Raw genomic sequence first — 19,650 nt, 5'->3', positions numbered from 1 at the left:
TTAAAAACTTTTAAAAATTTCCTTTGTTGTCCTCAATGCTAATTTCAGGATGTTTTCTCACTCATTACTATGAATGAGAGAGCATAAGGAACTAATATGTCCTTTAATATTATCCATAATGACAGGGAAATCTTTTTCCTGCTGATACCAGTCCAAAAGAGGGGCAAAGAGAGATTCTACTTCTTTTTTAGTAAAAGACTTTAATAGCTCTAAAAATTCATCACAGGAAACTTCACATATTTGAAACATTTCTTTTTCTTTCATTTTAAGTGCCTCAAAAAAACCTTCTATGGTAGCCTTAACACAAAAATCTTCTAACCATCCTATTTTCCCCATACCATCAAATTTATCTAGTCGCATTTTTAAACTAAGCATTAAAAAAAACTGAATAAGGGCAAAAATAGGGTTTATATTATCAGTTTTAACAAAGCCAATAATAGGTTCATACCCTCTAACGGTGGTAAGTTTAACTGCTATTTTATTGTCTTTTATCTGAGCCACAAAATCTCCAGCAGCATGATGCCAAGGGTAAATTTGTCTAAAGGTTTTGATATCATAATAAAGAGTGAGGATTTTTGCGATTTCTCTGTATAATGCAAATGTTTGGACTTTTGTGAGGTAGCGGTAACCATTTTTAAAATCCCAAAGGATTATTTTAGACTGTTTTTTTTCATCTAAAGAAAGGTGAAACTCGTGATAGTCATCAAACCATTCTATAAGAGTAATAAACATATTATCTACATAGTCTGCCCCGAATACTTTCGGCAGGTAAGAAAAATCTTTAAAGTTTTTTTCAAAATTTTTTAGGAGAAAAAATTCCTTTTCTAACCACTGGATTTTATCTTTTTCTGTAGCTACATTAACACCCAAATTAATAGCCTTATTATTAATTAATATTTCTATACTAGCAGGGTGGTAAAACGCCCCGTGTTTTTGAGCCTTAATAATAATTTTTTCTATTTCCTCTAAAGTTATAGAATGACTTAATTGTTCTTTAAGCACCTTAAGGATAAACTTATAATGGTCTTTAGAAATAAAGGCCTTGATAGCTCCAAAATATCTTTTATAGGGTGTCCTCGCCTTATCCCCCTCTAAAGGTAGATGTAAATCTTCTTTATTAACAGGGAGATTTCCATAAGGAGAAGCCACATTATACTCTATGGCAGGCTCATGCATCTTCTATTTGATGGATGGCTCTTCTCGCCAGCTCACTTATAGTCTTTTTCTTTAAGTCTCCATCTATGAAGATTTGAATAACATGTTGATCTTCTAATAAATCTTCTAATAAAGGCTTGGCTGGTTTTTCTTTAAATATCCCTAGACACCACGCAGCATGCCCTCGGATGCTAGGGTCTTCATCTGTTACTAGTTTATAAAGCGCAGGGATAATTTTTTTGACCAAATCAGGCCTCCCGCGTTCAGCTACTCTTCCAATGCCCCACAATACTTCTTTCCGAGAATCTTGATCTATTAAAAAAGAAACAAAAGGGGGAATAAAATTTTTATATATTTCAGGGTTGTTACTAATGATTTCGGCAGTAGCCCCTATAGCCCCCCAACTAGAAGCAGCCGAATCAGAACGGGCATAGATGATATTGCGCAAAAATTTAGTAACTATACTAGGCTTAAACTTTACTATAACCTTACTTACCTCTCCCAAGGCCTTAATGGCTCGCCACCTTAACTGCTCATCCCCACTATAAAGAAGCCTTTGTAAGGCAGTAACCACCCTTGTATCTTCCTTAGCTAAATTAACTAATTCTTCTAAATTGTTTTCCTTTACCAACTCTTCCACTAATTTTTTAGAAAAACGGGGAGAACGTTTAGGAGTTGAGGAATAGGTAAGTGAACTTATCTTTTTCTTCACCCCTTCATTAGTCACTTCCTGAATATCTTCCTGTAACTTTATGAAAAGTAGCACTCCTCTGATGTATCTTTCTTGATAAAAATTACCTTGAATAACCTTATGTGTAACTCCATCATAGTGTTCAATCCGTCCCTCCAAATAATCCTCTTCTGGTAAAAGTTGCCATGCCAAATCCCAGTCATCATCACAGGCAAAGACCAAGGCTTCAACATAAGCAGCCCCAAGATTGTGTCCGGTAGCATCATAAACATACACCGCACCACAGTTTTTGCAGACATTCCTTGGAAATTCAAGGATTCTGGCAGAAGGCACCTCTTTAGGAGGCTCAATAGGTTCACCGCAAAAAGGGCACTTAGGAATATATGCTACAGGCACTTTCATTGGAATTTTTTGTATCAGAAGATACATTATGTGTCAACCTAGGACTTCGTCAAAGTAATTTTAACGGAGATCCAAATGATGGACATTAAATCTTAAAATGACAAATGACAAAGCTCAAACCTGCCTGTGCGTGTCCGCACGCAGACAGGTGTCAAATCAAGCCATTTGGCATTTGGATTTTGAAATTTGGATTTTTTAGACCATATTTAAACGTTTGTTCTTTTTGTTAAATTACTTATGATTTTTTATAATGTGCGTAAGGTCAGTTACTCCACTTGCGGGTTTTCTTTTAAAGTTATCACGGATTTAGGACAATAATTTTTCTTGACATGTGAACCTCAAACTTGATACTATATCTCAAATGGTGGTTCAAAAACAAGGAGGGATAAAAAATGAGAAGTAAAAGGTCTATAATCTTATTGATTACTTTATGTCTCATATTTTCAATTATTGGGCCAGTGGCGGCTGGGGAATCCACAGAATCTAATAACATAGATAATGATTTAATGATATTTGATATGATATTAGCCCGTCCAGCAGGTTTAATAAGTATTGGTGTTGGAACTACCGTTTTTGTCTTGTCATTACCATTTACTTTGTGCTCAAGAAATGTGAAATACACTGCTCATAAACTCATTGTAGAACCTATTAATTATACATTTACACGTCCTCTTGGCCAAATGGAATGGTAGTAAAAAATCTCCTTTTATTTCCAATGGCACCTGGCCCATAATGCCCTCTCATATTTTGGCTTATTCTATTAGGAATCTTGGGTCTTTGACGTCAATAGTTGAGTGTGTTAAATTTAATAATAATGGAGTTGGTTTATTTTAAAATCTGCTTAATTTTTCTTCTATTAATATTTTCTGCCATCTTTTCTGGTTCAGAAACTGCCTTTTTTTCCCTTACCCGGTATCAAATTCTAAAACTCAAGGAAACTTCAAGAGGTAAAAAAGCAGCCTCTTTACTTGTCCAGCCAAATCATTTACTTATTTCTATTCTCATTGGGAATGACACCGTTAACATTACGGCATCAGCCTTGGCTACCTCAGTAGCCCTCACTCTTTATGGGAAAAATGGGAAATGGCTTGCCATCTTGGTTATGACACCCCTTTTACTCCTTTTGGGAGAAATTATTCCCAAGGCCTTTAGCTATGCAAAAGCACCTAGTTTTTGCATCAGAGTTAGTCCTTTTATTGACTTTTTTGTCCGTATTGTCACTCCTTTCCATAATATTATTAAGAAGTATATAATAAATACTGTGCTTTTCTTCATGCCTCCTCCCCCCAAAAAACCGGTTTTTTTAGAGAAGCAATTCTTAGACCTCATTGAAACCGGTCATGAAAAAGGAGAGTTAAAATCCATTGAAAAGGAATTTATTATAAGGCTGTTTCGCTTTCGCCAAAAAACGGTCTCTGAAATTATGGTTCCACGGCCTGATATTTTTGCTCTTTCTATTGATACAGATTTGCAAGAGGTAATAAATGCCCTTAACTACCACCGTTTTTCCAGAATTCCTATTTATGAAGGTAGTTTAGATAATGTTATTGGTATATTTCACACTAAATACCTCTTGGGTAGTGAAAAAACAGGAAAGTTAAAGGACTTTCGTGAAAAACTCCTTCCTCCTTATTTTGTTCCAACTACCAAAAAGGTAGACACACTTTTAGCAGAACTTCAAAGCCAAAAAATTACTATGGCCATGATAGTGGATGAATATGGAAGTATAAAGGGATTAGTGACCACAGAAGACCTTTTAGAAGAGCTTTTTGGTGAAATTTATGACGAATATGATGTTACTGAAGAATGGTATAGACAGATAGCCCCTAACAAGTATAGGGTTTTAGCCAAAACCCCTTTAAGCGATTTTAACTTTTTCTTTAAAACAAATTTAGAGTCTGAGGAAGATACTTTAGGTGGACTTATATGGAGTGCTTTAGGACGATTGCCTAAAAAAGGAGACTCTGTTCAAATTGCTAATTTTAAATTTACAGTAAAGGGCCTTAAAGGAAGAAGAATTACTGAACTAGAGGTAGAAAAACTTAATTCATGAACCCCATAATAAGTTTAATTATATTTTTTACGCTTTTACTTTTAGAGGGATTCTTTTCAGGCTCTGAGATTGCCCTTGTTTCTGCTGATTTAAGATATCTTAGGGCAAAGGGAGCAAAAAAGGCCCTAAAATTTTTAGAAAAGCCATCTTCTCTTTTTGGTATTACCCTTCTGGGAACAAATTTAAGTGTTATTATTAATACTGCTCTCACTACTTCTTTTCTAATACAATCCTTAGGCAATTGGGGTGAAATCCTCTCTATTGTGAGTTTACCTCCTATTTTTCTAATTTTTGGAGAAATAGTGCCTAAGACCATCTGTCGCCAATATGCCAATTTGATTGCTCCCAAGTCAGCTTATGGACTAAAAATTGCAAGTTTTCTTCTGGCTCCATTAGTATTGGTTTTAAGTGCTTTAACTAATTTTTTTCTCAAACTCGCAGGAGCAAAAGAAAACCAAAAAATTGCCTTTTTTACTAAGGAAGAGCTAAAATTTCTCATTCAAAAAAATGAGTTAGAAATAAAACTTACTCGGAAAGAGCGCAATTTCTTATCCCGTCTTTTCACCTTTACAGAGATTGATGTGAAGAGGGTTATGATTCCCTTAATGGAAGTAATATCTATTTCTGACAAAGCTACTCTAGAAGAGGCTATTGGGGTATTTAATAAATATCTTCACACTCGCTTACCAGTCTACAAAGAGAGAGTAGACCACATTGTGGGCATTATTCACTATCTTGACCTTATTAACCTACCAGATTTAAAGGTAAGTATTAAACCATATATTAAACCTGCTTTTTTTGTGCCTGAAACAAAACCAGTTCACCAACTTTTAAAGGAAATGCAACAAAAAAAGCAACCTTTGGCCGTAGTGGTAGATGAATATGGTGGGGCAGTGGGAATCGTTACCATTAAAGATTTAGTTGAAGAAATCACTGGTGAAATTTTAGGAGAAGATGAACGAATACCTGAGTTTTTCCAGAAATTGGAGGAAAATAGATATCTCATTAAGGCGCGGATGGAAATAGACGATATTAATGAAATGCTCCCTTTTGATTTACCTAAAGGAGATTATGAAACATTAAATGGTTTTATTTTGTATCATCTAGGAAGAATCCCGAAAACAGGAGAAAAATTTCGTTATAATAATCTTACTTTTATCATCCGTAAAGTTCATCCCAGAGGAGTAGAAGAAGTGGAAGTAAGTATGGAGAAATAATTGACTTTTAATCCCTTCATTATTAACTCTTTATAAAATTGTGAAAGAATTAGTTAATCACATCTTAAAAGTATTTCTAACTCAACTTTGACAGCAAAACCTCTATTTTGGCTATATCCGAAAAACAAAATGCAGTAAAAATGGGCATAAATGAAAAACGAGATGTCCGTTTTGTGAAAATGTAGTGTCACGTGTAATATAAAAAAGCCCTGACAAGGAAATATGTTTATGTCAACGTCAAGTCATGTTCTTCAGGGTAAAAAGATGCAAGAACAAAAATGGTTCGGTAAGAGAATATCTCTTACTTTGCACGGCTAAAAGAGAAGGCAAAAGAGTAAAACAGATTACCCTGGCCAACCTAGGTAGATTGGACAGTTCTTCCACCCAGAGGAGCATTCCTGCCCGACGGCAGGCGGGGATACCATCATTGATAATCTAGTTAAATTTTCAGAGAAAAGGGCCATTATACCTGCCCGTCCTGGCAGGCGGGGATGCCTCAAAGGGCCTTTTGGCAGAATATGCTAAAGTGTATGGACCAGTGGTAGTTTTTAAAAGTTTGTGGGAGAAGACTGGTTTAAAAAGGATTATGGAGAGATTTGCTAAAGAGTCAAACTGTGAGTTTGATTTAGGTTCAACTATTTTTGCCTTAGTGTTAAATAGGCTTATTGACCCTATAAGTAAGCTTTCTACTTATGATTGGATAAAAAAAGAGATATATCTTCACGGAGTAGAGCAAGACATAGAACTGCATCACCTTTATCGCAGTCTGCCTGCCTGTCGGCAGACAGGGACTTTTTAGAGAGAAAGGCAAAGGAGATAGAAGATACCCTTTATTATCAAGATTCCTGTTTAATGCCGATGTGGACTTAGTGTTTTTTGATACCACCTCTATTAAATTCTATGGAGAAGAGAATGAACTCATGCAAAGGGGATTATCCAAAGATAAACGGCCTGATTTAAATCAAGTCATACCTGCCTGTCGGCAGACAGGTTTGTGAGTGATAGAGGCATGGTGAGTAAAGAAAACATAGCCTTACTTGAGCAAGAGGGTTTGGAATACATCTTAGGGGTAAAATTAAGGAGTCTAAAGGAGGTAAGAGAAGAGGTATCAAAGAGGGCAGGTAGATACCAGAAAATAAAAGATAATTTATCCATTAAGGAGATAAAACTCAACGAAAAAAGATACATCATCTGTTTTAATCCTTATGAAGCAGAGAAAGATGCCCTGGATAGAGAAATGCTTTTAGAGAAACTCAAACAACGGCTTAAAGAGGCCCCCAAGGGATTAATCAAAAACAGGGGATATAAAAGATACCTAACCGTAGAAAGGGAAGGCATCAAGATTAACCCTAAAAAGGTAGAAGCAAAAAAGAAATACGATGGTAAATATGTAATTACCAGTAACACAGAACTTAAGGCAGAGGAGATAGCCTTGGCCTATAGGAAGTTATGCCTGCCTGTCGGCAGACAGGGAAGATAGAACGAGTATTCAGGGAATTAAAGAGCCATTTTGAGATACAGCCCATTTATCACTATGTACCTCGGCGGATAAAAGCCCATATCTTTTTATGCTTTTTGGCCTTATTGCTTGAATGGGAGTTTACAAAAAGGTTAAAGGAGATGGAGCCAGATATATCCCCCATCAGGTAATAAAAAACCTTTTAACCGTAAGGCCTGCCTGCCGCAGGCAGGGTGGTAAAGCTTAAGTGTAGTGACAAATACTATTTAGTAAGGACTGAGTTAAATGGCAAAGCCTACTTGAGGGTTAGGGCAGCAGGTTTAGCTGTACCTCCACGGGTGCTTGAGATAGGGAAGAATGTAGTGGGTACGTCTGAAATTACAGGTGAAAAATGCCCAAATATAGGCAAATTTTGATTTTTAGGTGTCAAAGTTGAGTTTAAAAGCATACGCCAAAGATTAGGGACAAAGAGTAGGTGTTCAAGAAAAATAATAAAAGACTTAAGTGGGTAATTAAGATGGCCCACGGGTAGGTAATAACGCTGGCCCCTGACGCAATTTACCTCGGCGTACCCTACATTCAGCCAACCACTCTTGACATATATTCGGTTCCGAATAGGCCTCCTCTCTGCACTGCTTTTTCAAAATACTACTGGCATTGTTGCAGACAGTACTTCAGTTTTTCAAAGGACTCTCTGGAAAACTTCAACAGCTCAGCCAGCTGGTTTTTTTTCTCACTTTTACTTCCTCTTATATCAATGTTCTCTGTATAAATCTCACTCACAAGGTTGAACGGAATCTTATCTTCTCTCGGATTGAACAGCTGAACACCGCTGTCCCGCATATCCTCGACCAAATTGGGCTGGGTGGTCAGCCAATCGCCTTCTCTACGTGCCTGTAAGTTCCACGGTATTGTGCCGATTTTGAAAGAATGCGTGACTACTTTCACTGGTACTTTGAAATACCCGGCTATTATGCATACCATCAGGTGTCCTGAGGTGTGACCACAGTCGCCGTTTTCATCTATTCCGTTTGTCCCGAATAACACGACTGACCTTCCTGGGTCGGGAGGTTCAATTTCACGCACCACCTGGCTTATGTCTGTTGCAGTTGCACCCATGTTAAGCAAGGATGGAAAGGCTGTGTCCGGAATGATAAAGACTTTTTTGTATCCCAGCTTTGAGATATCAATCGCATAGCGAAGGCCGTCGTTGTACTCAAGCAGGTTGCTGTGCGTAAATTTTCTTTTTCCGCTGCATTCCAAAACGAAGATTTTCAGTCTGTTTCGGGCGTGAGGCTCCTTTACTGCCATTTTCCCTAACAGCTTCAGTACTGTCGAACTGTAGCCAAACAGAAATATGCTTTCAGCTTCCTCGCCTATAACTTCTTTGCATTTGCCAGCGATCTTTTCTTTGGCGGAATCCATAGAATTCTCGATTAAATTGGCAATCTGGCCAAGTTTGGCCTGAAAGGATCCTATCAGTTCTCCAGGGTTGGGATGAGAAGGGAGGCACCTGTTAAGGTCTCTCTGGACTAGTTCGACGAGATCTCTGATCTTGCGCAACCCGAGATGGCACGGTCGTTTGGCAAGAATCTGATCAAAATAAACCAGCATTTGCCGGAGTTGACTTTGGAAATTTTCAATGCGGTTCTTAAAGTCGTGTTTCTGAAATGATCTCAGGCACTCCAGAGCCCTTTTGATGACCTTCGAGGTGTAAGGGGAAAACAGCATGTCCAACTCACTCAAAAGACTCACAAACTCGTTATATGCGTCTATGGAGAATCCCGGGACAACCCTTCTCTGTATCTTTACCCTTACGTAGGTAGGCATTTTGTAATCTGTAAAGATTTTGTTTACCGCTACCAGATCTTCTTTTATGTCTGAGTTGATTATGTACTCGAGGTTCTTTATTTGTTCGTCAATCTTTTTGGGCAGCTTCCATATGTCTCCCATAGTGGGGCTTCTGCTTTTACCAACGTAACCGGCAAAGAGATTATGATCAGGTAGGTCAAGAGTGACACTAATTGTCTGTGTCTCGGGATTTATGTGCACATTGGAAACAAAGAACGATTTCAACCAGTGTAGCCTGGCAGCCCTATCAAATGCAGCAATCTGGACCATTGCATAAAGATTTGGATCAACACGTGTGCTGTCAATATGGAGGGTATCAGCCAATCTCAAAATGGCACTGAGCAGGCGGAGCCTGATAATCTCTCCTTTTATGTAATCTGTCTTGGGACATGTATCGAGAGACTCAATTTTTCTGTGGTACCGTATTATCACCGCTATGCTTCTGACGTATCTTTCAAGATCATAATGCAGCTTGTCTAGAATCTTGGTAGGTTTGGAAAAAATCTCCTCGTAATATTTCAGAAGATACCAAGCAGAAATGTAATGATGCTCCTCCCTCTTTCTATCAAGAAGTGCCTCTCCCATCATAGTTTTAAAATATTCCTCGGCTATTTTGTCATCCATGCCCACGTCGTGCACCCACACTGCTGAGAAGAGCAGAAAACGTTCTAGTGGACTAAGTTCTATATTCGTCCTCTCCATTGCCTTCACCAGAATTGCTTTGACCATCCTTTCGACATGGCGACAATGATTTGCATCATGCAGTGTAAATAACTGTTGGTCAAAACGTTTCAGTACCTCTCCCACATTGTTTTTGAGATTTTTAAAAGGTACGTCGTAGGGTGCTTCTACCCATTCTATTTCTTCGCTCACTTTGTCCTCTGCAAAACCGCTGATTTTAACTTGCACCTTGCAGGTTAGTAAAAGAAAAGGATAATGTCAAGAGAAAAATAGATTGGACATTCCCCAAAATTTAGAAGTTAATCTTTAAAAACATCCCTGTCTGCCTGCCGGCAGGCAGGCAGGGATGAATTAAGGATTTTTGGCGTTCAATAAGTGGAATACGTCTTTTTGTCTAGCTTAAGAAGCAGTGATGGGTTAAAAATGGGGAAACTTCAAAAGGGGGACAAAGGATGTATTCAGAAATTAAACTTATTTCTAAGGTAAAAGCCCAAATAACTAAGTTCAGTCATAAAGTGAGCAGAAGTTTTAAAAAGCCCAAGGGGAAGTCCATTCATCAGATGATTTATGGAATTCAAGCAGCTAAAGATGTGAATCTTTCAAATATAGCCCGTGCTTTAAATGAAGACATTTCCTTAATTAAGACAGAATGTAGGCTTTCAAGACAGATAAGCAGAGAGGATTTTTCTGAGCAGTTAAATGAGGAAATTATCAAGTATGGGGCCCTGCCTGCCGTCAGGCAGGAATAAAAATAAGAAAAGACAGTGTAATTGCTGTTGATTTAAGTGACATAAGCAAGAGTTATGCTAACAAAATGCCTTATTTAGCTTGGGTATGGGATGGAAGCAAAAAAGAGAAAAGGAGAGGCTATTGGATACTAGAGATAATGGGTTAAAAATGGGGAAAGTCCTATAATTTACCTCTTGACTTTCTATTAAAATTTTACTATTAAAGTCTTGTCATTAAAATTTTACTTTAAAATTATGGCAGGTCTTATAAAAGAAGAGCGGATTGCTAAATTTATTCTCAAGTGGCGTCTTTTAGGCATTTTTCTGCCTATATTTCTATCTATTGTCTCTCTCTTTCTTATTAGGGACATTAAGATAGAGACCCGTCAAATTGATTTCATTCCTAGTAAACATCGATTTATTTCTGTGCAAAATACCCTTAACCAGCTTTTTGGGGGGTTAAATAGGGTAAATATCGCTATTGAAGCTCAGCAAGGTGATATACTGCAGCCGGCTGTTTTAAAAGAAGTCCAGCAGATAGCGGAAGAAATCCAACTTTTAGATGAGGTCAATCCCAGAAGGGTTCATTCTCTTTTTGCCCAGAATGTGAAACACATTGAAATTTGGCCTGATGGATTCTCGGTTACCAAACTCCTCCGTGAAATTCCCCAAACACCCCAAGAATTGGCATCATTGAGAAAAAAAATTGAACATAATCCCCTGGTTTACGGGCCTCTGGTCTCCAAAGACTTTAAGGCTACTTTAATTCAAGCTGATTTTAAAGAAGATATCCCTGCCCACCAGATTTATGCCAAAGTAAAAGAAATAGTTAGTCGTTACCAAGGGGCCGATGTAAATATCTATTTAAGTGGTAGACCCATTCTAGAAGGTTATATTGATGCCAATTTATCTTTTATCTTCCATATCTTTGCCGTGACTTTAGTCATCATTCTTTCTTTACTGTTTTTGGCCTTTCGGAAAAAGCGGGGATTTCTATTGCCCTTATTGGCAGGTAGTATGTCGGTGGTATTTAGTCTAGCTATAATTAATGTGTTTCATTTAACCCTCAATCCTTTTACTATATTGATTCCCTTTCTCATCTTTATTCTGGCTATAAGTCATAGCATTCAATTCATGGAGCGGTATTTTGAAGAGAGTCATTTAAAAACAGATAAAACACATATTGCTCATACCGTTTTGGTTTCTTTATTAAGTCCTATCCGTGCCTCTATTTTTACTGATTTTTTGGGATTTTTTTCTTTAATCCTAATTCCTATCCCGGCCATGAAAAGTATTGCGGTCTTAGGCAGTTTGGGTGTTTTAAGTCTCTTTATCAGTGTAGTAATGTTTTTACCTGCCTGTTTTGCTACCTTCCCTGTCCCTTATTTTAAAAAACAGAACAATAGCCATTTAAGCCTTACAGCCTTTATTCTTAAACGCTTTATGTGGCTCTGGCAGAGAAAATGGCGGATGTATCTTATGCTGACTTTATTTGTAACTCTTTTTCTCACTGCTATATATGGCATTAAGCACATAGAGATAGGAGAAAATGAACCAGGAACTTCTACTCTTTACCGAGATGCACCTTATAATGTAGCGGAGCGAAAGATAAATAAATATTTTGAGGGCTCAAATCCTTATTATTTATTGATTAAAGGCAAAGGGCCAGAATCATTACTTAAATCAGAGGCAATCCAAGAAATTGACGAATTAAATAGATTTTTGCGTCATAATCTGAAAGAAGTAGGCTATAGCCTTTCGGTAGCTGATTATATCAAGTTAATGAATCTAGCCATTCAGCATCAATTTGAAGTGCCTAAAAAAGATAGCACTATTGGAGAATACATCTTTCTTTATGAAAGTAATGCCTTCCCAGGAGAGTTTGATGCCTTTATCACCCCAGACCATCAATTTGCCAACATCCGCTTTGACTTAAAAGACTGTCAAGGAACAACTATCCAACGCGTAGTTAGTTTGACCAAACAATGGATAAAAAATTATCATCGTAGTCACCTTTTAAGTTTTGATTATGCAGGTGGTTTAATCGGGATCTTAGGAGCAACCAATGAAATTATTAAAAAAAGCTTATTCACTAATATAGCTGTTTTGAGTTTGCTTATATTTCTCCGTATTACTTTAGCCTTACGCTCTTTTACTGGTGGCTTAATTCTCTTTATTCCCCTGGCCTTTAGCATTGCCTTAACCTTTGGTAGCTTTGGATTGTTTAATATTCCATTTACGGTAGCCACCCTGCCTGTGGCGGCCATGGGCACAGGACTGGGCATCGATTACAGTATCTATTTGGCATCCAGGATTAAGGAAGAAAAAGAGAAAGGAGTTAATCTGATTACTGCTATCAATCGGGCTGTTTTCACCTGTGGTAAGGCAGTGTTTTTTACAGGAAGCATTTTAACCATTGGGATTTGGTCCTGGGTATGGTCAAATCTGAAATTGCAGGCAAAGCTAGGAGGCACTTTAGGATTTTTATTGTTTATTAATATGCTTTCGGCATTAATTATATTGCCTATATTTATCTTACTTTTAAAGCCAAATTTTTTAATGAAACCTATGGATAAATAGGAAAGGAGGAAAAAAATGAAGGTTCTGTTTTTACAACCCCCCATGGGTGGCTGGGTTACTTGGGGAAGACACATTGCCATAAATGTCAATCATGCCCAATTAGCTGCCAATTTAAGGGAATGGTATCCAGAGATTGAAATTAAAGTCCTGGATTGTCGTGCCTTAAATTTTAGTGAAACACAAATGATTAATGCTATTAAAGAAATAGAACCAAACTTAGTCTATATGGGAGATGCCTTACAGACTACCGGTGTAGCGGCTATCCATCCAAGGTATCAAAGGGCAGCCAAGCTTATTAAGGAAAACATGCCACAAGTCCAAATTTGTGTAGGGGGATTTTTTTACGGGGCAAATGCACCAAAGATGCTTGAAGAAACACCTGAATTTGATTTTGTCATTGCTGGTGAAACAGAACGCACCATGCCAGAACTAACTAAAGAATTAAGTAAAAAAGACCCTGATATTCCATCAATAAAGGGGCTAAGTTATAGGAATAATGGGACAGTAGAACTTACAGAATATCGTCCTTTAATAGAAAATCTGGATGATTTACCCCTCCCTGCCTATGATTTATTTCCTATGGATAAATATATTGGTTTTAACCGGATCAAGCATTATGTAGAAACCTATCACTCCAGAGGTTGTCCCAATGGTTGTCGTTTTTGTGTGGGTTGGACCAACTATGACCATAGAGGGGATAAAGATTGGACATGTTACCGCATTCGTTCAGGCAAAAGGGTAGCAGAGGAATTAGAACTCCTAGAGAAACAGTTTGGGGCAAAGTGGGTAGTGATGATGGATGAAGATTTTAATGTATATAGAGAAAGGATGGAGGAATTTATTGAAGAAATGGAAAAGAGACAGCTCAAGGTCAAATTTTTCTTTATGGGACGTGCCCCATATCACTTGAGAGACAAGGATTTATTAAAACCCTTGAGAAAAATAGGCTTTGTTTGTGGGCTTTTTGGGATGGAGGCAGTAGATAAAAAAACCTTAGAGAAGATAAATAAAGGAATTAGTGTGGATCAGGTAGCAGAAACTGTAAGACTCTTTCGGGAAAATAACATTATGTCAGTAGTTACCTGGATGGTAGGATTTCCAGATGACGATGAAGTAAAGATTAAAGACAGGTTTGAAAGAATTAACCATATTGACCCTGATATGACTGCCCTCCAAATTATGACTCCATTACCAGGTATTCCCATGTATAAGGAGCTTGAGCCATTCATTGAAGATCAGGATTTAAGAAAGTGGGACTTTCAGCATGCCGTGGTATCTACCAAATATCTAAGCAAAGAAGACCTGGGTAGATTGGCGGCCTGGGCAAACAGGGAGTTTTATAGTCAGCCCGGACGAGTACAGAGGATTTTATATGATAAAAAATATCATCCTTTCTGTAGGCTTACTGCTAGATGCTATATAGAAACCGCCGAAGCCCATACCAAAGCAGCTATTGAAGATGAAATCTTTGTTTAGGAGCCTAAAAATGATGCAAAGGGAAATTCACATCACACCAATGGATTTATTAAAGGCAGTGCAGTTTAAAGAAGGAGATTTGGCAAAAATTGCCATTATCAGTGGTCAACCCCAAAGAGTAAGTATGGCTTTAGAAAAACTAAAAAATCCCTTAAAGAACTTTTCTGCCTTTGGTTACACCTTTTGGACAGGAGAATATAAAGGAAAGCGAGTAACTGTAGGGAATGGTGGAATGTATGCCCCAGATGCGGCTTTAGTAACAGAATTGCTCTGTGCAGGGGGAGTGGATTATTTAATCAGACTTGGTTCATGTGGCAGTATGCGAAAAGAGATAAACATTGGGGATTATGTTCTAGTAGAGAGTGTCTTAAGGGGAGATGGGGTTACTAGATATTATGTAAATGATGGGGCTATCCCTGAGGCGGATCAGGAATTAAATGGTAAATTGGCCACGGTCTTTAAAGAGATACATAAAGGTATGGTTTGGACCACAGACGCCTTATTGAGAGAAACAAAAGAAGTGGTCAATGAGGCTATCAGTCAAGGAGCCATTGCCGTAGATATGGTGACCAGCCCTTTTTTAACTATTGCTAATCTTTATGACAAAAAAGCAGCCGCTATTTTATTGGTCAGTGATAATTTAATTACAGGAGAAATTGGTTTTGCCAGTATTAAAGTTTTTGATGCTGAAAAAAAGATGATTGACCGTGCCTTTGATCTGATTGGAGTAATTGATGTATAATCCACTGGCCTTTCCGGTAAGGATGGAAAATAATACTATTTATGTCTTAGATGAAACGCAACTTCCTTTTAAAGAAGCATATATTACAGTGAAAAGTTTAGATGAGGCCTTAGAAGTCTTAGGAAAAATGAAGACCAGGGCCTTTGGTCAGGTATTATTGTTTTTTTATACCTGTGCTTTAGTGAGAGAAATTGATAAAACTGCTATGGCCTTTAAAAAAATACGTCCTACCTTTGATTTTTTCCGTCTGGCAGAAATATTAAAGAAAGCCTGTGGACAGAATTTAGATATAAAGCAGGCAGTAAATGGTTTTGTCCAGGGATTTGAAGAAAAGAGAAAAAAACGGGTTAAAAAATTGGCCAAATTGTTGCCTGCTGAAGCCCGAATTTTAACTATCTGTAATCTAAATGGAGAACTCGTTTATTTGTATTCTGCCTTAAAGGAAATAGGAAAGGAAGCCATATTTTTTGTTTCAGAAACCAGGCCATATTTACAAGGGACAAGACTTACCTTTTGGGAGTTAAATAAGGCTCATATTCCTGCAAAATTGATATGCGACAATCAGGCGGCCATTTTAATGAAAGACGGTCAAATAAATTGTGTCATTACTGGGGCAGATAGGTCTAATAAAAAAGGAGATATTATAAATAAAATAGGCACCTATGCCCTAGCCAGGCTTGCCCATTATTTTAAGATTCCTTTTTATGCCCTTACCCAATACCCAAGGGAAATAGACATAGAAAATATTGAAATAGAACAAAGGCCTGAAGAAGAGGTGTTTATGTGGCTTAAAAAAAGGGATTTTCCAGAAACAATTTATCCGGCATTTGATATTACTCCGGCCAAATATATTTCAGGGTGGATAGAGATATGCGATTAGAAAAACTAAATAGTCTTTCTCTTCTTTGGGGCATTCCTTCAAAAGAAGGATTAAAAAAGATTAAAAAAACCAACTCGGTGTTTATACCAGAAATGAGACCCTATATTTTAGGGCTTAAAGTAGCAGAGAGATTAAACAAAGAAGGTGTGAAACCCATTTATGTCACAGATAATATGTTAGGACTTCTTTTTTATAAACAAAAAATAAAAGAGGTGCTATTTTTTTATAAAAAAATGGAAAATGGCCATTTTTGGGGTATCTGTGGAAGCCTTTATGTCTGTCTTTTATCTCATTTGCATCAGGTGCCTATTAAGGCATTAAAAGGCGAAGAAATTGATTTAAGGGTATTTGACCAGGATGCATTAACCATAGATGGCTGTTTATTTTTCAAAAATGCAGCAGTGGAAGCAAAAGACGAATATGTGCCCATGGAGTTCATAAAATGAGTTACGAGCAAGAGAAAGAAGAAATCATATTCTGGGGAGGGCAGTTGCATCAAAGGGGGCTGCTTTGTGGAAGTTCTGGCAATATTTCAAAATGTATCAATGATAAGATTCTTATTACCGCACATAATGCTTATTTAGGATTTTTAGAAAAAGAAGATATTTTGGTCATAGATAAAGAAGGCAATGTTTTAGAAGGTAGTAAAAAACCCACTTCAGAATTAGCTCTTCATCTGGTCATCCATAAAACTTTTAAAGAAAAACCTATTGTCATCCATGCCCATTCGCCCTGGACAGTATATTATTTTCACTATTTTGATACCTTAACGCCCATTACCTTCGAAGAAAAAATTTATCTGGGCAATATTATTGCCATCCCTCAAACTACTCCTACAGTTACAGATGTTTCTCCAGTGATAAGTGCTCTAGAAAACAATGATATAGTAGTGCTAAAAAATCATGGGGTGGTAGCCATAGGGAAGGAATTTGTCTCTGTGTTTTCTTTAATTGAACTTTTAGAAACCACCGCTAAGGTTAGTTTAATCACTCATAACTTGAAGTCATTGGCTAAAATCCCTCCTAAAAAAGAAACCCAAGTAAAGAAATACAAATTATTTTCTAAAGAGCATATTGCGGCTTTGGTAGAAACAATAAACAATGATCAAACTGCCCGTTCTTTAGGGGAAAAACTCAATCTTACTACTGTTTTATGCAATAAAGAAACAGATAGCAAGACAACTATTTCTTTTTGCTATCAGCAAGGAAAGATAATACAAGTAAAAAATAGTGAAGAAAATGCAGAATTTGTGTTTTCGGCTAAAGGGGAGTTTTGGAAAAAAATTTTTAATGGTGAACTCGATCCATTTGTAGCCTTCAACCAGGGCAAAATAAAACTAAAGGGGGATTTCAATAAACTTTCTAAATGGTTTCCTGTATTTGAAAGGACATTTGCCCTTTGGAAAGAAGTGGGAGTGGAGTAAAAAATGCACACATATAGTATGTATATCGGTGGAGAGTTTAGGGATAAAAAAGAAAAAATTTTAATAGAAAATCCGGCTACACAAGAAGTCTTTGCTCAAATACCCCAAGCAGATGAAAGTGACTTGGTATTTTGTATTGAAAAAGCAAAATCGGCTCAAAAAACCTGGCAAAAGACCTCTTTTAAAGAAAGAAAACAATTATTACAAGGTATTTCTAAGGTAATCCTTGAAAATCTAAAAAATTTGGCTGAATTAGAAACAAAAGAAATAGGCAAACCCATAAAAGAAACACTCTTTGTGGATATTCCTTTAGCTGCTCAGTGTTTTGAATATTATGCTTCTTTGATAGAAAATGTCTCTTTTCCCTCATTCTTTAATAAAGATGCTTTTGATATGGTTGAATATGTCCCTTTTGGTGTAGTGGGCATGTTTTTACCCTATAATGTACCTCTAATGTTATTTGGATTTAACGCCGCTGCTGCCTTGGCTGCAGGAAATGCCATAATTGTTAAACCATCTGAACTTGGCAGTCTCTCTTTATTAGAATTGGCAAAATACATTGATGAGCTAGATTTTCCTGAGGGATTAATAAACATCATTACAGGAGAAGGCCCTATTATTGGAAAGGCATTGGCTGCATCAGATATAGATATGTTTTCCTTCACTGGTGCAAGTGAAACATTTAAAAAGATATTTGAAAGTATAAAAAGGCCTAAAAAAGTCATTAGTGAATTAAGTGGAGTAAATCTGGCTATTGTCTTTTCAGATGCAGACCTGGAAGAATCATCAGAAAATATTATGGCCTCTGCCTTTATGAAACAGGGACAGATGTGCATTAATACCAGTGTTTGTTTGATTGAAGAAGGTATTTATAAGCAGTTTTTAGAGCTTTTAAGTAAAAAAATGGAAAAGATAAAAGTAGGAGACCCTAGTTCTGCCTTAACAGGTATGGGGCCTCTAAGGTCAAAAAAACACTTAGAAGAAGTAGTAAACAAGGTAGAAGAATTTAAAGAAAAAAGGGCAAAAATCATTAAAGGCGGAAAGGCATTAGAAACTAAAGGTTATTTTTTTGAACCCACTATTATAGAAATACCAGAAATGATTTATGCAGAATGTTTCAATCCCATTTTGTTAGTAAAAAAATTTAACCAAGAAGAAATAGAAACCATAATAGCACAAAACCCTACGGGCTTAGTGCTTCAGATCTGGTCAAAAGATTTAAAAAAAGCAAAGGCATTGGCTGAAAATGCTCAATATGGCACGGTCTGGATAAATACCTTTGCTCAGATGGATGCCCGCACTCCTTTTGGTGGTTTTAAGGAAAGTGGCTTTGGAAGAACATTGGGCAAATGGGGTTTATTTGAATATTTACAGCCAAAACACATTGGGATTTCCTTTGGTAAGACTCAGGTATCAGGGTGGTTTGGATAAAAAGGAGGTTGGTTATGAAAAAGTTATGGCTATTTCTGGGAATTTTATTTCTATTGCCTTCAACAGGGTTTGCAGCCAGTTGTCGGCCTAAAACTTTGCCACCTCATCCCACAGTAGAGCAAATTATGCAGCGGTGGTTTGAGATTAAGTTTACTCGTTATGCGGATGATGTCTATTACACAGGACAGTTAGTCATGATTGATAAATCAGGATTTAAACGCACAAAAAAGTGGATTCGGCGCCGTTTGATTATGCATGGCAAGAAAGGAACAGATTACAAAGATTTAGTAGTCATGACCTATCCTGAATATACCAAAGGATTGGCTGTGCTCACCTGGGCCTATTTAGATGTAAAAAAACAGAATGACCTCTGGCTTTGGTTACCTTCTTTAAAGAAGGTAAGAAAGGTTTCCCAGGCAGAAGAAGATGATTCATTTTTAGGCAGTGAATTTACTGTAGAAGACATTACTACCCGTCGTTATGGATATGAAACCTATGAATTTTTAGGAGAGGGGAATTTCCCTGGCTATACCAGCCGATTAGACGGTAAGAGCTATTTTAAGGATACACCCTGCTATAAAATAAAAGGCATCCCTCAAAAGAAAAACTGGTATTATAGCTATCGCATAATCTGGATAGATAAAAAGACAGGTATTGCTATCTTTGACGAATATTATGACAAGGCAGGAAGAAAATTTAAGGTCATTTTTCGCTACTATCTCACTCCAGAAAAAAATTGCTGGGTTTCAAAGATATGGGAAGTCTATAATTTCCGCACTGGCCATGCTGATTGCATAGATATTCAAACCTATAAATTTAACACGGGCTTAAAAGAGCGGGCATTTAGCCCCAGGATTTTAGAAAGAATGGAATGGTAAGGA

The 19,650-nt window shown here is 37.2% G+C and carries 20 protein-coding genes; 17 read left to right on the top strand and 3 right to left on the bottom strand.

Features of this window, described 5'->3' with window-relative positions; translation table 11 throughout:
• Nucleotides 1-57: 57 nt before the first annotated feature.
• Entirely contained in the window at nucleotides 58-1,176 is a 1,119-nt protein-coding gene (locus HS1_RS09805; RefSeq protein WP_066064680.1) for an SAM domain-containing protein, read from the bottom strand.
• Nucleotides 1,169-2,248 (bottom strand): DVU0298 family protein, encoded by a 1,080-nt coding sequence (locus tag HS1_RS09800; protein WP_172793678.1) that lies wholly within the window; start codon nucleotides 2,246-2,248, stop codon nucleotides 1,169-1,171. The genes HS1_RS09805 and HS1_RS09800 overlap by 8 nt, the downstream gene beginning before the upstream one ends.
• A gap of 392 nt (nucleotides 2,249-2,640) precedes the next feature.
• Between HS1_RS09800 and HS1_RS09795 the strand changes: the two genes are divergently transcribed.
• The 8 genes from HS1_RS09795 (at nucleotide 2,641) to HS1_RS13525 (ending at nucleotide 7,393) form a co-directional block, all read left to right on the top strand.
• Nucleotides 2,641-2,940, top strand: coding sequence for a hypothetical protein (locus HS1_RS09795; RefSeq protein WP_066064675.1), 300 nt, complete (start codon nucleotides 2,641-2,643; stop codon nucleotides 2,938-2,940).
• 122 nt (nucleotides 2,941-3,062) lie between these two features.
• Entirely contained in the window at nucleotides 3,063-4,301 is a 1,239-nt protein-coding gene (locus HS1_RS09790) for a hemolysin family protein (protein ID WP_156469449.1), read from the top strand.
• Nucleotides 4,298-5,518, top strand: a complete 1,221-nt coding sequence (locus HS1_RS09785; RefSeq protein ID WP_066064670.1) for a hemolysin family protein — start codon at nucleotides 4,298-4,300, stop codon at nucleotides 5,516-5,518. Before HS1_RS09790 ends, HS1_RS09785 begins: the two co-directional genes overlap by 4 nt.
• Before the next feature lie 508 nt (nucleotides 5,519-6,026).
• Nucleotides 6,027-6,317: a hypothetical protein gene (locus tag HS1_RS09775; RefSeq protein ID WP_066064665.1), complete on the top strand. Its 291-nt coding sequence runs from the start codon at nucleotides 6,027-6,029 to the stop codon at nucleotides 6,315-6,317.
• 61 nt (nucleotides 6,318-6,378) lie between these two features.
• Nucleotides 6,379-6,516, top strand: a complete 138-nt coding sequence (locus HS1_RS13180; RefSeq protein WP_156469448.1) for a hypothetical protein — start codon at nucleotides 6,379-6,381, stop codon at nucleotides 6,514-6,516.
• Between the two features lie 11 nt (nucleotides 6,517-6,527).
• Nucleotides 6,528-6,998 carry a hypothetical protein gene (locus HS1_RS09770; protein ID WP_156469447.1) on the top strand — a complete coding sequence of 157 codons (471 nt, stop codon included), beginning with the start codon at nucleotides 6,528-6,530 and terminating at the stop codon, nucleotides 6,996-6,998.
• Nucleotides 6,968-7,168 carry a transposase gene (locus HS1_RS09765; RefSeq protein ID WP_066064659.1) on the top strand — a complete coding sequence of 67 codons (201 nt, stop codon included), beginning with the start codon at nucleotides 6,968-6,970 and terminating at the stop codon, nucleotides 7,166-7,168. The genes HS1_RS09770 and HS1_RS09765 overlap by 31 nt, the downstream gene beginning before the upstream one ends.
• Before the next feature lie 42 nt (nucleotides 7,169-7,210).
• Nucleotides 7,211-7,393, top strand: a complete 183-nt coding sequence (locus tag HS1_RS13525) for a hypothetical protein (protein ID WP_066064654.1) — start codon at nucleotides 7,211-7,213, stop codon at nucleotides 7,391-7,393.
• 232 nt (nucleotides 7,394-7,625) lie between these two features.
• Here HS1_RS13525 and HS1_RS09755 read toward each other — a convergent pair whose 3' ends face one another.
• Nucleotides 7,626-9,737, bottom strand: coding sequence for an HD domain-containing protein (locus tag HS1_RS09755; protein ID WP_156469446.1), 2,112 nt, complete (start codon nucleotides 9,735-9,737; stop codon nucleotides 7,626-7,628).
• A gap of 224 nt (nucleotides 9,738-9,961) precedes the next feature.
• Here HS1_RS09755 and HS1_RS09750 point away from each other — a divergent pair, with 224 nt between their 5' ends.
• The 9 genes from HS1_RS09750 to HS1_RS09710 all read left to right on the top strand — a co-directional run bounded on the left by HS1_RS09750 (nucleotide 9,962) and on the right by HS1_RS09710 (nucleotide 19,647).
• Nucleotides 9,962-10,258 (top strand): hypothetical protein, encoded by a 297-nt coding sequence (locus HS1_RS09750; RefSeq protein WP_066064645.1) that lies wholly within the window; start codon nucleotides 9,962-9,964, stop codon nucleotides 10,256-10,258.
• 234 nt (nucleotides 10,259-10,492) lie between these two features.
• Nucleotides 10,493-12,817, top strand: a complete 2,325-nt coding sequence (locus HS1_RS09745; protein WP_066064643.1) for an efflux RND transporter permease subunit — start codon at nucleotides 10,493-10,495, stop codon at nucleotides 12,815-12,817.
• Between the two features lie 15 nt (nucleotides 12,818-12,832).
• On the top strand, nucleotides 12,833-14,293 hold the full coding sequence (locus HS1_RS09740; protein ID WP_066064640.1) for a B12-binding domain-containing radical SAM protein: 1,461 nt from the start codon (nucleotides 12,833-12,835) through the stop codon (nucleotides 14,291-14,293).
• A gap of 10 nt (nucleotides 14,294-14,303) precedes the next feature.
• A complete protein-coding gene (locus tag HS1_RS09735) occupies nucleotides 14,304-15,035 on the top strand; it encodes a phosphorylase family protein (protein WP_172793677.1) in 732 nt (243 codons plus the stop codon).
• On the top strand, nucleotides 15,028-15,915 hold the full coding sequence (locus tag HS1_RS09730; protein ID WP_066064633.1) for a hypothetical protein: 888 nt from the start codon (nucleotides 15,028-15,030) through the stop codon (nucleotides 15,913-15,915). The genes HS1_RS09735 and HS1_RS09730 overlap by 8 nt, the downstream gene beginning before the upstream one ends.
• Nucleotides 15,906-16,361 (top strand): translation initiation factor eIF-2B alpha/beta/delta subunit family protein, encoded by a 456-nt coding sequence (locus tag HS1_RS09725; protein ID WP_066064630.1) that lies wholly within the window; start codon nucleotides 15,906-15,908, stop codon nucleotides 16,359-16,361. Before HS1_RS09730 ends, HS1_RS09725 begins: the two co-directional genes overlap by 10 nt.
• Nucleotides 16,358-17,338: a class II aldolase/adducin family protein gene (locus HS1_RS09720; protein WP_066064628.1), complete on the top strand. Its 981-nt coding sequence runs from the start codon at nucleotides 16,358-16,360 to the stop codon at nucleotides 17,336-17,338. The genes HS1_RS09725 and HS1_RS09720 overlap by 4 nt, the downstream gene beginning before the upstream one ends.
• Before the next feature lie 3 nt (nucleotides 17,339-17,341).
• On the top strand, nucleotides 17,342-18,769 hold the full coding sequence (locus HS1_RS09715) for an aldehyde dehydrogenase family protein (RefSeq protein ID WP_082757775.1): 1,428 nt from the start codon (nucleotides 17,342-17,344) through the stop codon (nucleotides 18,767-18,769).
• A gap of 14 nt (nucleotides 18,770-18,783) precedes the next feature.
• Nucleotides 18,784-19,647, top strand: a complete 864-nt coding sequence (locus HS1_RS09710) for an outer membrane lipoprotein-sorting protein (protein ID WP_066064622.1) — start codon at nucleotides 18,784-18,786, stop codon at nucleotides 19,645-19,647.
• Nucleotides 19,648-19,650: the final 3 nt, after the last annotated feature.

It is taken from the genome of Candidatus Desulfofervidus auxilii (genome assembly GCF_001577525.1).
Taxonomy (GTDB): domain Bacteria; phylum Desulfobacterota; class Desulfofervidia; order Desulfofervidales; family Desulfofervidaceae; genus Desulfofervidus; species Desulfofervidus auxilii.
The sequence above is the reverse complement of the archived record's forward strand: the minus strand, read 5'-3'. Positions and strand labels throughout refer to the sequence as shown.

Excerpts from the sequence above, each read along its gene's own strand:
- HS1_RS09805 (WP_066064680.1), bottom strand. The coding sequence starts at position 1,176 with ATGCATGAGCCTGCCATAGAGTATAATGTGGCTTCTCCTTATGGAAAT.
- HS1_RS09800 (WP_172793678.1), bottom strand. The coding sequence starts at position 2,248 with ATGAAAGTGCCTGTAGCATATATTCCTAAGTGCCCTTTTTGCGGTGAA.
- HS1_RS09795 (WP_066064675.1), top strand. The coding sequence starts at position 2,641 with ATGAGAAGTAAAAGGTCTATAATCTTATTGATTACTTTATGTCTCATA.
- HS1_RS09790 (WP_156469449.1), top strand. The coding sequence starts at position 3,063 with ATGGAGTTGGTTTATTTTAAAATCTGCTTAATTTTTCTTCTATTAATA.
- HS1_RS09785 (WP_066064670.1), top strand. The coding sequence starts at position 4,298 with ATGAACCCCATAATAAGTTTAATTATATTTTTTACGCTTTTACTTTTA.
- HS1_RS09770 (WP_156469447.1), top strand. The coding sequence starts at position 6,528 with ATGGTGAGTAAAGAAAACATAGCCTTACTTGAGCAAGAGGGTTTGGAA.
- HS1_RS09765 (WP_066064659.1), top strand. The coding sequence starts at position 6,968 with ATGCCTGCCTGTCGGCAGACAGGGAAGATAGAACGAGTATTCAGGGAA.
- HS1_RS09750 (WP_066064645.1), top strand. The coding sequence starts at position 9,962 with ATGTATTCAGAAATTAAACTTATTTCTAAGGTAAAAGCCCAAATAACT.
- HS1_RS09745 (WP_066064643.1), top strand. The coding sequence starts at position 10,493 with ATGGCAGGTCTTATAAAAGAAGAGCGGATTGCTAAATTTATTCTCAAG.
- HS1_RS09740 (WP_066064640.1), top strand. The coding sequence starts at position 12,833 with ATGAAGGTTCTGTTTTTACAACCCCCCATGGGTGGCTGGGTTACTTGG.
- HS1_RS09735 (WP_172793677.1), top strand. The coding sequence starts at position 14,304 with ATGATGCAAAGGGAAATTCACATCACACCAATGGATTTATTAAAGGCA.
- HS1_RS09730 (WP_066064633.1), top strand. The coding sequence starts at position 15,028 with ATGTATAATCCACTGGCCTTTCCGGTAAGGATGGAAAATAATACTATT.
- HS1_RS09725 (WP_066064630.1), top strand. The coding sequence starts at position 15,906 with ATGCGATTAGAAAAACTAAATAGTCTTTCTCTTCTTTGGGGCATTCCT.
- HS1_RS09720 (WP_066064628.1), top strand. The coding sequence starts at position 16,358 with ATGAGTTACGAGCAAGAGAAAGAAGAAATCATATTCTGGGGAGGGCAG.
- HS1_RS09715 (WP_082757775.1), top strand. The coding sequence starts at position 17,342 with ATGCACACATATAGTATGTATATCGGTGGAGAGTTTAGGGATAAAAAA.
- HS1_RS09710 (WP_066064622.1), top strand. The coding sequence starts at position 18,784 with ATGAAAAAGTTATGGCTATTTCTGGGAATTTTATTTCTATTGCCTTCA.